Below are 13,457 nucleotides of genomic sequence, written 5' to 3'. Positions count from 1 at the left end.
AATGTATATTAAATTACATAACAGTCGTTTAGTAAAGTTGTTTCTTTTATATTTTTGAAAATTTCTTGAATCCTTGTTCACCATTACTGAGGAAATATTTTAATAAATACTGACCCGGAGCTAAACCTGGTGGCAGATAAATTTCTTCTTTTCGATTGCCCTTAATGGTTGTATTCAAAATTACTTGACCCAAGACATCCAGAACCTGATATTTTACAATTTCTGAGTGGTCTAGGGATTGGTTGACCAACATGAGATCTCCCGCAGTCGGATTTGGGGTTAAGAAAATCATTGACTCTATTGGGTTATCCACAGCTGTGACTAAATCATCAATCACGATATCGTCCAGGACAACCATATCATTAGCTATCGAAATTTCCCCGCTTAATGAATCTACAACGCCATCTAAACAAATATTGGTTATTTCTATTTGATGTGTTCCATTTGGAATTTCCTCTTGAATTTGATGTACATTTTGAATTTTTTCAGCAAGTTGATAGTAGACTATGGATAATGTACCACCAGTTCTGTCCTTAAAGCTAACCCTGGTAAGTGCAGCGAATTTTGAATTTAGACCTAAAGAATCATAATTAACTGAACCTAATTTTTGAATCAATTTAAATTTGAGAATTGGTTTAATTAGTGTTACAATGTCTGCACACAAATAAACAGTGGATGAAAACTTTGGATTCAGTCTAATAAAAGTATTGGCATCCGATGCAATAACTGGAATCAAATTTCCTTGTTCATTGAAAACTTTTGAACCAGTAGTAATCAAAGCGGATGAATTTAAAACAGATTGTGTGCTCAACCCTACTCTTGCAAAAGAATCAACGAAAACCTGAACTCTGCTAGAATCGAATCCACCATTGGAAAAACTTTCAATTTCTCCTTTACTTGTATTATCAATAAATACTACCTGAAAGTTTGCTTTATTATTGGTCAATACAGTATCCTTTTGCCAAATCAATCTCGCCTCGACTTTTTTTACCCCTAGAAAATTTCTAGGAATAATCAATCCCTGATCTCTGAGATTGGCATTAGGATAAACCGAAGTTCGGTTTTTAAAATTATAAGTGACTAAGCTATCCCCAAATTTCAATTCAAGTGCAAAGTCACTAAAAGCTGGAACAACTGTACAACCCGTATAATTTGCAATTAAAGTTGCCGTATATCTAGAATCACCAGTTGGACAGGCAGAACCTGATAGGCTAAGCCGGTTAATTGAAAAATCGTGATCTGAATTATTAGGACTTCTTGAAACGAGTATATTGTATTTGTTGTTGCTGGTATCGCTATCGTTAGGGAAATTAATTGTTACTGCAATTCTTGAGTTTCCCGGCTTTGTGATTACCGGATTTTGTGAAAAGGTATAAAAAATATGGTCTCCCGGATTAAAATCTTGGTTTAGCTTTAAGATTTCTTTGACCTCTGGTAAATTTTCTAATTTATAAATCAGTTCAATTTCATCTCCTGCAGGCAATCTTTGAGTACAACTGTTGTTGACAATTCTGGACTCCAGGGTAAAAAGTCCATCCTTACATGCCTGCAATCCAACACGGTCATTAAAAATTTGAAGATCGTTTTCCAAAGGACTGCTTCCCAATCCTACTGCTTTCCAAGCTTCAGCAACATTCAAATATGCAGGCGAACAGATGCCCCACCAAGCTTCTACCATTTTCATACATGCTTCCTTTGCTTCAAGATAACTGGAAGTGGGTGTTAGATAATTTGCCAAGAGGTTATAGGCCACAACAATTGCAGTATCAAAACCCATTTTTTCAACTGCAAAATCCTTATTCAATTCATTCTTTCCTGTTCCTCCGTTGCACAATAAGTAAAACCAATAATTCAAGACTCCACTGTTTGAATGCACTCCACCATTATCTGAGGACCCTGTTACCCAAAATCGTCCTTTATAGAATTTAGGATTGCTGAAACGATTCGGGTCTTCCATACTTCTTAAAGCCGAGTTAGGATTAACCGTTACTTTACCTCCAATGAGCCAATCAAAACCTTGTGGATCATAATAATACTCAACTGATTTACCAAAAATATCACTAAATGCTTCATTCATTGCGCCTGACTCATAGAGGTATTCTAAGCCAGCGCTAAACTGAGTAACACCATGTGTTAACTCATGCCCAACAACATCAAGTGCTGCAAAAGTTTTATATGTTTTATTGTCACCAAGACCAAAATTTATTGTTCTAAGCGTACCGTCCCAAAATGCATTATTATATGCACCGGTATCCAACAATATCGCATTGATCTGTTGATCCTTCCCATCTACACTAGCTCTGGCTAATTTACTTTTATAAAAGTCATATGTTGCCTGGGCTCCCCAAAACAAATCAAATGCTCCATTTTTTTGGTCCACCGAACCGGCTTCCCAAACATTATCCATATCTCTATAGACATTACCCTTTACACTCTTAACTACAATTCCATTTCCCCGTGACAGATCCTTCGTAACAAAGCTATCTCTTTCTTTTTCAGTAGACACTTCCCTTACACCATGATACAATGTTTCCATGGTGCCCTTCTCTCCAAAACAAGTCATTAGTGTATTGTACTCTTGAATTACATCACCCGTATTGGCATCTATAAAAAACTTTTTGAATTCTAAGGGTTCATAAGAATGTAGTTCGACAACATATGCTAGTCTGATTTCCCCGCCCTCAAGTGGGAAAAGTGAATTAATTAAAACAAGTTGATTAATCGAATTTGTGGATGGATGTTCCTTTTCGATTAAACCACTTAAAGAACCTTTAGACATTCTGCCATAAGCTACTTTTGTAGCCTCTGTGCTTGAAATTGAAGGTGCAGGGTTGAAATTTATTTCAGGTATAATTAAGCCCTGGGCATGGTCAATTCTATTTTTAGTCCCATGTAAAATATAATCCGCTCCGTAAACTGGAATACCCTTATAAAACTGCTTAAATCTAAAGTGGCTAATCCCATATTGATCTGTGGTTTGAGCACTCAATTTCATGGTGGACTCCTGATTTAATCCCAAAATTTCTTCAAAAACTTCAAAAAAATTCTTTTGGTCAACACTTACTCCTTGTGGCACTTTTATGGAAGACAGATAACTGTTTGCCTTATTTCTGGATATAATTGTGTTGGAGGGCTGTCCTTTTAACCCAAATAAGCTAAACAGTAAAATACAGGTAAAAAATAATTTATTTGCCATTTTAGAAATTTTTACAAAAATATAACTTTTATTGGGCTAATTGATTTAATATTAATTCCTGCTTTTTACGATTATCCTACTAATATTTGTTAACTGAATTTGGGAGGGTTATTTCACCAGAATTATTTTATAAACTTTTCTTGATCAAGACTAAGACATATTGCAACTGAGCCCTGACCTCCCAATTGGGGAAATTTTTCTATTCTGCATGTGCAAGAACTTACGCTATAATATTGTCTTAGAATTGCATGTAAAATCTTTAAAACCAGGTTTTCCAATAAATCTTCCTGGGTTTCTATTATTTGTTTAACCAAATTATATACTTCCGTATAGTCCACAGTATTTTGGAGTTCTATTTTTTGTTCTATGGGAAGTCCAACATTTAATTTTAGATCCACCATGAAACATTGTCTTATTTCTTTCTCGAAAGAATAAACACCATGCTTGACATAAAATTTGAGGTGGTTCAACTCAATAGTATAATTTACTGTTCTTGCCATAGGTCAAATGTACAGGGCACATTAATTCCTTGGTATAACTTCAAGGATTTTTTCATAAAATCTTCTCCTGCATTTCAAATTAAAAAATATTATAATATGTTTTATATTTGCAAATCTAAATGTACCCAATATGGCACTGCAACATAGTTATACAGAAGAAAATATTAGATCGCTTGACTGGAAAGAACATATCCGACTTAGGCCCGGCATGTACATTGGAAAGCTGGGAGATGGCAGCAGCATAGATGATGGCATATACATTCTTTTAAAAGAAGTCATTGACAATTGCATTGATGAGTATGTAATGGGCTATGGTAAAGAAGTAGATATTGAAATAAACGATGGATTAGTTTCTGTTAGAGACTATGGGAGAGGAATTCCTTTAGGAAAAGTAATTGAATGTGTATCTCAGATTAACACGGGGGGAAAATATGATTCAAAGGCGTTTAAAAAATCTGTTGGATTAAATGGAGTAGGTACAAAAGCGGTAAATGCACTTTCTTCCTATTTTATGGTTCAATCTGTTAGAGAAGGGAAATGTAAAGTTGCTGAGTTTAGTTATGGGAATCTTACCAAAGAGTATAACCTCAAAACAGTGGATGAGCCCAATGGAACGACTATAGTTTTCAGACCTGACGATAAAATTTTTACGAAATTCAGATTTATACACGAATTTATTGAGAGCAGGATTTGGCACTATGCATACCTGAATGCCGGACTGAGAATACATTATCTCAATAAAACTTACGTCTCTAAAAATGGGTTGAAAGATATGCTTGAACGCCGAACGGATGGAGAGACAATCCACTACCCATTGATTCATTTAAAAGGCGAAGATATAGAGGTGGTAATAACACATGGTTTACAATATGGCGAACAGTACTACAGTTTTGTAAATGGACAATATACTTCACAAGGTGGGACCCACCTAAATTATTTCAGGGAAGCTATTGTCAAAACAGTGCGCGAATTTTATAAAAAAGATTTTGATGTAAAAGACATTCATACTGGAATTATTGGGGCAATTTCTGTGAGGATTGAAGAACCTGTATTTGAATCTCAAACCAAAACCAAATTGGGATCTACAACTATTTCGCCTGATGGGGCATCCCTAAGGTCTTTTATTATGGATTTCATCAGTAAAGAATTAAATAACTACCTGCATAAAACACCTGAAACGGCTAAAGAAATGCTGAGTAGAATTCTTCAATCTGAGCGTGAGAGAAAAGAAATCGCAGGAATTAAAAAACTAGCCAATCAAAGAGCAAAAAAAGCAAATCTTCACAATAAAAAACTAAGAGACTGTAGGGTACATCTTACAGATTCTAAAATGAAATCGGAAATTAGGGATAATTCCACTCTTTTCATCACTGAGGGAGATTCTGCTAGTGGATCCATAACTAAATCAAGAAATGTGGAATCTCAGGCAGTTTTTTCCTTGCGGGGTAAACCCCTGAATTGTTTTGGAATGACAAAAAAAATTGTCTACGAAAACGAAGAGCTGAATCTTTTACAACATGCTTTAGATATTGAAGACGGTATTGAAAACTTAAGGTTCAACAAAGTTGTGATTGCAACCGATGCCGATGTGGATGGTATGCACATTCGACTTTTACTGCTTACATTTTTTCTTCAGTTCTTTCCGGAATTAGTAAGAAATGGACATCTATTCATTTTAGAAACACCATTATTCAGAGTTAGAGATAAAAGACAAACTTTTTATTGTTACTCCGAAAAAGAAAAGCAAGAAGCTATTAAAAATTTACGAGGTAAAGCTGAAATTACACGATTTAAAGGATTAGGTGAAATTAGCCCTGAAGAGTTTGGAAATTTTATAGGTCCAGACATTAGACTTGAACCGGTTATATTGAATGAAGACAGTCATATTGAAACTATTCTTGGCTATTACATGGGAAAAAATACACCCGAACGTCAGGATTTTATTATTGGTAATCTCCGGGTAGATATCGACCAATTAAAACCTGATGAAATGGATACATTAAACGTGGATGCCGAAATTCAGGAAGAGTTGGTTTCTTAATAAATTTGCAGAGGGCATAGCAAAAATTAACGGACTATAAGTCATAAACTTAATTTCATTTCTCCTTAGCTTTGTCTTATGGAGGAATATTTTAAACAATTCAGAAAAGGTATAATTGGAATAAATCAATTCATTGAGAGTCCCTTTTCTAATAAGCTAAAATTATTATATGCTGATTGGACTGCAAGTGGCAGAATGTACAAACCCATTGAAGATCATTTTCAGGAAAATATCTACCCTTTTGTAGCAAATACCCACACCGAAACAAACAGTACGGGTAAAGCAATGACTGAGGCCTATCATAAAGCTTTGCACATTATTAAAAAACATGTAAATGCCTCTTCTGATGACTTGATAATATCCTCATACTCTGGAATGACTGGAGTGGTGAATAAATTTCAAAGAATTCTGGGTTTAAGGCTTCATGAAAAATTTAAAGATCATATTAAAATTGAGGAAACAGAAAGACCGGTTGTTTTTATTACGCATATGGAACACCATTCCAACCAAACCAGTTGGTTAGAGACAATAGCTGATGTTGAAATAATCCAGCCGGATACTAATGGATTAGTTGACCTCGATTATTTTCAATTGCTATTAGATAAATATAAATCGAGGAAAATTAAATTTGCAGCAGTTACATCTTGTTCAAATGTTACCGGAATTTTTACTCCATACCACAAAATTGCATCCATGATTCATGCAGTCGGTGGATTCTGTTTTGTAGATTTTGCATGCAGTGCACCCTACGTTGAAATTAATATGCATCCAACAGATCCGAATGAAAAACTAGATGCAATTTACTTTTCTCCACACAAGTTCCTTGGAGGTCCGGGATCCACTGGCATTTTAATTTTTAATAAAAACTTGTATCAAAATAAAATTCCGGACAACCCGGGTGGAGGAACAGTGGATTGGACCAATCCCTGGGGAGAGCATAAATATCTGGATGACATTGAATCGAGGGAAGATGGTGGGACACCTGCATTTCTACAAACCATCAGAACTTCATTGTGTATCCGATTGAAGGAAGAAATGGGCATTGAGAATATAAAGAAAAGAGAACAGGAGATCGTGGATATGTTGTGGTTAGAATTAAATAATTTGGAGGGTTTTCATATTCTTGAAGCAAAGCACAAAGAAAGACTTTGTGTAGTTTCATTTTACATAGAGGGTTTGCACTACAACCTTGGTGTGAAAATGTTAAATGATCGTTTCGGAATTCAAGTGAGGGGAGGTTGCTCTTGTGCAGGAACTTATGGACATTATATTTTGAATATTGATAAGGAATATTCAAAAGTAGTAACAGAAATGATTAACGCAGGGGATTATTCTTCTAAAGCTGGATGGATAAGATTATCTCTTCATCCTACTACTACAAATGAAGAAGTAAAATTTATCATCCATTGCCTCAAAGACCTTAACACAAATCACATAGCGTGGGCAAATGACTACACACTCGACCTAAAGAAAAATATAATCACTTATAAAGATCCAACTAAAGATCAATGGGTCAATAATAAAGTAGAAGACTGGTTTAATACGAAAAATCTGTATACTAAAAGTTAGGATTATTTTGTCCCTCTTTCATATTCCTCTGCAATAGCAGCAGCAATTGCAGTCATTTGCGCATGATCTAATTCAACTCTTGGATTGTTAAAGTTTAAATCACTAATCTTATTGATTGGCACTAAATGGATGTGTGCATGGGCAACTTCCAGGCCTATCACAGCCATACCAACTTTAATACATGGGACAACTAAGGCTAAGGATTTTGCCAATTCCTTTGCAAAAAGATTAATTTCAACATAATGCTCGTCCCCTAAATCAAAAAAATTATCAATTTCGGATTTTGGAACCACTAGTAAATGTCCCTTGGCTAATGGCTTTACATCTAAAAATGCAAAACAATTAGCAGTTTCTGCAACCTTATAACAAGGTATCTCCCCTGATATTATTTTTGAAAAAATACTGGCCATTAAGCAGTAATTTCTAAGATTTCCAAAATCATTGTCCCACCTGGAGTTTCAATAGTAGCTTTATCTCCTACTTTTTTTCCCAAGAGACCTTGTCCTATGGGAGAACTTGCAGATATTTTACTGGCTTTAATATCGGACTCTGCTTCGGATACTATTTTGTAAATAATCTCTTTGTTGACTTTATGATTTAATAAACGAACATTCGTCATCAAAACCACTTTTGAAGTATCTATTGCACTTTCATCGATGATCCTTACGTTCATCAACTTCTTTTCCAGTTCATTAATTTTTAACTCAAGCATACCTTGAGCATCTTTTGCGGCATGATATTCCGCATTTTCGGATAAGTCCCCTTTTTCCCGAGCTTCAGAAATGGCTTTTGCTACATCTTGCCTGCCAATGGTCTTGAGATGGTCCAATTCAATCTTCATCCTATCGTACCCCTCCTGGGTTAAATAATTTAATGTAGTCATAAGGGTTTTGTTTGCCAAATAAAAAACGAAAGAACGTTCCCCTTTGTCAGGAAACGTTCTTTAGCTGTCTAAATAAGTTATTAGATAACGATATAAAGTCTCGTTAAGTTTCCAATTAGTTTAAAAATTCAAGCCGAGGCCAATATTATGAGTTCCTGAAAACGGATTGGTTGGTCTATAACCATAATCAACTGCAAGTATATTATTACCCTTTTTATCCATAGGTATATTTATACTTAGCCCTGCACCCAATCCGGTATAAGCACCATCGCCTGCACCAGCAGCATCTCCTATTTCATAAACATAGGATGCTCTTACGCCAAAAATATCCTTAATCATGAGCTCTGCACCAGCACCAATTACATCCCTGCCAAATGAATTTGAAGTAAAATTCGCAACTGGACTAACAGTCATCAGATTTCCAAAAATAAAATCATAAGACAATCCGAGATGCAGCAATGAAGGAAGTTCAAAATTTGACAAACGAACGTCATAAGTCAAGGCGGTATTTTCTGGACTAGTCAATTGTGTGGATAATCCCTCTCCTCCAAATCTCATTGGGCTTCCCACATTCCGTATGGCAATTCCTAAATGAAAATTATTTTCAGGACCTGTAACATATTGAACGCCTCCATCAATGGCAAAACCAAATGCACTAAGATCTTGGATACTTTCAGACACTCCTCTAACCAATATGCCCACAGATACTTTTTCGCCAAAATTATGGGAATAGCCCACCCCTAAGTTGAAGAAATTTGGACTGTAGGTAGCACCAGTACCCTCAGGAGCTGTAGTTGTCGTCACTTTAATGTCACCAAAGCTCAAAGACATAAGCTCTATGCCTATAGCACCATTCTTTCCTACTTTAGTGGCATAGCCAAATGAATTAATGGTAACGCCACTTGGCACCAACCATCTGGTATGCCCTGCAAGTGCTTGAGAATGCTTAATTCTTCCAAGGCCGGATATATTTACACGCATGGCTTCAACACCTTTAGCATATGAAGCATTCAGGCTATTCATCGCCGATCCCCTTGCCCATGGATTAATGAGTAATTCATAAGCACCAGCCTCCCCTTGTCTGTCAGGATTGCCAGCAAAAAGTGCTTCAAGAGTTAAAGTCATGAAGCCTAAAATTACATATGGTAAAAATTTATTCATATCAGTTTCTTTATTTAATTAAGAAAGGAGAGTCTGTCCTGAAACAGACTCTCACAAAATAATTTTATAATCCAGACGGGTCAAATTTTCTTGCAACACCAAACCACTTAACAATTCTTTCTGCCCCTGTATCTGGTTGTCTTATGTAAATCAAATAGGCTCCACTACTCACAGGAATCCCCCTGAAGTTGGTCAAATCCCATTCAATATCCGGACCAATTTGTCTTTCAGTAATTCCCCTGCCACTGACAATTTTTACTGGTTTTTCATCACGGTTATACTCCTTGATGAACTTTCCATCAATTGAATATATGGTTACTTGACATTTAGGTGGAACATTGGTTATTTTTACGACATTGCTAAATTGTCCGGATTCATAATTGGAAAATCCATAATAAGGATTTGGAACAACGTTCACATCTTCCAGTGCATTCTCATAAGCTTCTTTAGTAGAAACTAAACCTGCCTGTTTTCCGTCAATTTTAAAGCGGTATAAATTGTGACCAAAATTTTCATTGGTTCCATAAGAAACCTGGTATGGATTATCCACCCTTAATCTGAAAGTAACATCGTTTGGAATTAATCCTGTGGATCCATTACCTAACGGAAGTAAACTTGTATTGGTAAACATCAAAGGCATTGTACACCAGGTGATTTCCCGGATGGCAAAACTCATGTTGGTATTTGTTGGATTTGACAACCTGGTTCTGAGAGCTGTACAAGAATCATACTTTTGCTTTGTAACATAGATATAGTGATGGCCACCAAAAACCAAATTAAGAAAACCTTGTAAACCACAACTTGCATCTGCAAAAATTTGATCAGTTGGATTCCACATCAAGTCATTTCCCACTCCCTTCTGGTTTTTTAAACAAGGCTGAATGAGTGCATTTTCCGTAGAGTAAAAAGAATTTTCAGAAAAGAAAATATTCAACCTTTTACCAGTTTCAGCATCAATTGCATAACCCGGGAACCAACCCATGCCTGTAAGTGGCTTTCCTGAATTGTCAAGTGCTCCATCCGGATCAGCATAACCATCTCCATCTGCATCATTTTTACCTACAGAAGGTAGCTGCTTTACGCCAAAATTTTTAAGTCCAAATGTTGGCTCGGTTTCTGAACCGTTGTTTGAATTCCATGATTCAAGTACAACGCATCTTGACCATTTTGATTTATCAGACGTAAAAACAATATCTACATTATTCAGTGAATCCAATTTCATTATTGAGGAAACGATTGTCTTGTTAAAACCACCCATCCAGGCAGGAGTAAAATTCAAGGTATCCCCGGTAACCATTCTATAAGGATACCATGCACCATTGATGTTACCATCTCCAAGATTTGCAAATTTATCCTGAGGATCAAGATTATACAATGTATTTGGTCCCAATGCTGTTTTAATAAAATCGGTAAATGGTCCATTATTATCAGGTTGGGCTAAAAACCAAATGGTACCATTTGGGTCTTTATATTCTTGCTCTAATCCTGACTCAATAATTCCATTTGATCCTAGTGGATCACTACCTGCATCACCGGTTTGAACGATACCTACAGAAATTCCTAGTTCGGCAATAATCTGTTCGTTAAACTTGTTGATGGAGGATGTTGATTCAATTACTTTTGCCGGATCAGCTATGTTTTTTAAACTCCAGGTAACAGGCTCATCCAACTTACCATTATTTGGTAAAGCATCTACAAATTTTAATTCATATTCCCCATTTTGGACTTTTAATGGATTAACCACTTTTACTTCAATTGGTCCTGAACCAGCTTGATAATCTATTACACCATTGAAACTACCATTTAAAATTTTATCATGCATACCTTCGGCCAATCTTAAAAAACTGTTTCCCGCACCATGTCCATCCAAACGAGTGATAGGTAACCCTTCTCCATATTTTGAATTAACCAATTCATAGATCTGGGGTCTTGGGGTTGCACCATAAGGCTTACCATCTCCATTCGGGCCAACATTTAAGCGGCCTAGACAATACTGAACTCTTTGACCTGTATTTTCTTTAGGATTAAAGTCTTCGTAGTTATTGTAGCTGTACGCTACCACCAGGAAGTAATACTTCTTATGATTGATAAGGGAATTATTAATGCCTGTCGCAAAAGCATCATCCTTAACACTAAAACTATGTCTTACTCCTTCATCCAAACCAGAGACTTTTTCCACAGGATAGTAGACAATAGGATGTGTTGTGCTTGGATTTGGATTTTTCAATCCATCCCAGTTATATACTTTTTTAATTTTATTCTTGACGTCCACAGTAAAGATCTCTCTTACCAAAGAAGGGTCATTCAAAGATTTATCTGAAAGAGAAACATCAGGACCGGACATTTGAAATATCCTATATCCTTCGAATCTGTAAAAGGCATCCCTTCCTGGAGGTACTCCCAAGCCAGCTTCTTCGTGTCCTTCGTTAAAATTATTAGAACTTGGATCATTGCTTAACAGAATGATAATTTCCTGATCCAATTCCACAAAATCAACATCAGGTGCAGTAGGTCCATCTTTTAGCTTAAAGCAATTATCAAAAAGATCCTGACATAACTGGTCTGCTTTCAATAATTCATCAAGACTTGGACAAGGATAAACCTGATCAGGTACCCAAGGAACCCCAATGATCAATTCATTTACAGCACCAGGCTGCAACACAAGCGGACCGGATGCCTGAATGGTACGTCTATCACCTTCACCGGCGCCACTACCACCATTTGTACTACACATGCTCCAACCGGACTGGTTATTTGGCGCACCAGGAAAGGCATAGCGAGTTACATTTGTACTACCTGGATTGTATCCATTCCCGCCGACAGTAAGTGGAGAGCCATCCTTCCACTTTCCCGTAATATAATTATAAAATTCCTGGGAAGTGGTCGGGTCAGTGGTATTTGGGGGTGGATTTCCACCTAATCCAAGCCCGTTGTAATACATAAAATAAGTCATACCTAACTCGTTGCCATTTTCATCGAGAGGTCCTCTAAAATAATCCACCCCTAAAATTGGAATATTGTTACAATATGTATTCACACTCCGCTCACAGGTACAACCATTACTTCCATCTGATGCATCAATGTTATAAATATACATCAGGTCTCTTTGTCTGAATGCAGAATCTTTTGCTCTAAAAACTAAAGTAGTGTCGCATCCCACATAATCATCGCTGTAGCACCCGAGATCCGGATCAATCCACATAGCAAAGTAGCAGTCTCTAATATCCTGTGGGGCACGATTGATCAATTTATACCTTTGAAAGGTCATGTCATTCAACTCATCTGCTGTTCTGAAAGCAAAAGTCTGCACCTGAACTTCCATCCGAATAGGGTCGCCCTGTGTATTGGTGTGAATTCCTCCGGCATCATTATAAATCCAAAAAATCATCTCATCAGGAAAAATTCCAAGCGGACATCCACGAATATCAATGATTGGATATTCCCCAAATTGAGGTTCAAATGTTTTATTAAAATTCAGATCATCAAATAAAGCTAAACCCTGTCTCGCATCGGGTAATTTAAAACCATATCTTGCCTCAAAATATGGATTTCCTTTCGCCGGCCAATATAGAATGTCGAGAGGAATTTCTGACCGGTTTAATTCTGACCGACCTTCTTTTTGGGCAGTTGCCCATGCCTTCTTCAACTTAGTTATATTTTCCCCTGAAACTTTAAAAAACTGATCCCAGTTCAAACAATCCTCTGCACATGTTTCACCATTATCCATTAAAGGACCTGGCCAACAATCATTCTCTGTAGATCTACGGTAGGTCTGCCCCATAAATTTTAGTGCTCCCGCAGGATCATATCCTCCAACCCAAACACCACCTGCATAAAGTGAAGACACTTCAAGCTTTCCGGATCCGGCTTCGATCTTTGGGACAACGTATCTACCTCTATTCAAATCCCACCAAACATCACCGCCATTTAAAAGTCTGGCGCGTACGTTGTTGATCTCCTGATCTATTTGTTTGGTTGCAGGTGCACAAGATCCATTTCTGGTAGAAAGGGTTTTACTTTTCATTGGTGGTTTTTGCAAATTTTTAGGGATATGTGCAAAAACCTGGACGCTAAGTATTAGCGATATTATAGAAAATAAAAATTTAT

At 36.6% G+C, this 13,457-nt stretch carries 8 protein-coding genes; 2 read left to right on the top strand and 6 right to left on the bottom strand.

Annotation, left to right across the window (positions count from 1 at the left end; genetic code table 11):
• Window positions 1-46: 46 nt before the first annotated feature.
• Both IPJ83_02515 and IPJ83_02510 read right to left on the bottom strand, forming a co-directional pair.
• On the bottom strand, window positions 47-3,196 hold the full coding sequence (locus IPJ83_02515; protein ID MBK7879422.1) for a M4 family metallopeptidase: 3,150 nt from the start codon (window positions 3,194-3,196) through the stop codon (window positions 47-49).
• 122 nt (window positions 3,197-3,318) lie between these two features.
• Window positions 3,319-3,696, bottom strand: a complete 378-nt coding sequence (locus IPJ83_02510; GenBank protein MBK7879421.1) for a dihydroneopterin aldolase — start codon at window positions 3,694-3,696, stop codon at window positions 3,319-3,321.
• A gap of 130 nt (window positions 3,697-3,826) precedes the next feature.
• Between IPJ83_02510 and IPJ83_02505 the strand changes: the two genes are divergently transcribed.
• On the top strand, window positions 3,827-5,737 hold the full coding sequence (locus IPJ83_02505) for a type IIA DNA topoisomerase subunit B (protein MBK7879420.1): 1,911 nt from the start codon (window positions 3,827-3,829) through the stop codon (window positions 5,735-5,737).
• Between the two features lie 78 nt (window positions 5,738-5,815).
• Entirely contained in the window at window positions 5,816-7,306 is a 1,491-nt protein-coding gene (locus tag IPJ83_02500; protein ID MBK7879419.1) for an aminotransferase class V-fold PLP-dependent enzyme, read from the top strand.
• A gap of 2 nt (window positions 7,307-7,308) precedes the next feature.
• Here the strand turns inward: IPJ83_02500 and IPJ83_02495 are convergent, their stop codons facing one another.
• The 4 genes from IPJ83_02495 to IPJ83_02480 form a co-directional block, all read right to left on the bottom strand.
• Window positions 7,309-7,716, bottom strand: coding sequence for an HIT family protein (locus tag IPJ83_02495; protein ID MBK7879418.1), 408 nt, complete (start codon window positions 7,714-7,716; stop codon window positions 7,309-7,311).
• Window positions 7,716-8,189: a transcription elongation factor GreA gene (gene greA, locus IPJ83_02490; GenBank protein ID MBK7879417.1), complete on the bottom strand. Its 474-nt coding sequence runs from the start codon at window positions 8,187-8,189 to the stop codon at window positions 7,716-7,718. The genes IPJ83_02495 and greA overlap by 1 nt, the downstream gene beginning before the upstream one ends.
• Window positions 8,190-8,309: 120 nt before the next feature.
• Window positions 8,310-9,350 carry a PorV/PorQ family protein gene (locus IPJ83_02485; protein MBK7879416.1) on the bottom strand — a complete coding sequence of 347 codons (1,041 nt, stop codon included), beginning with the start codon at window positions 9,348-9,350 and terminating at the stop codon, window positions 8,310-8,312.
• 64 nt (window positions 9,351-9,414) lie between these two features.
• Window positions 9,415-13,374, bottom strand: a complete 3,960-nt coding sequence (locus IPJ83_02480; GenBank protein ID MBK7879415.1) for a hypothetical protein — start codon at window positions 13,372-13,374, stop codon at window positions 9,415-9,417.
• Between the last annotated feature and the right edge of the window lie 83 nt (window positions 13,375-13,457).

It is taken from the genome of Candidatus Vicinibacter proximus (genome assembly GCA_016713905.1).
Taxonomy (GTDB): domain Bacteria; phylum Bacteroidota; class Bacteroidia; order Chitinophagales; family Saprospiraceae; genus Vicinibacter; species Vicinibacter proximus.
This window is presented reverse-complemented; position numbering and strand designations above follow the sequence as displayed.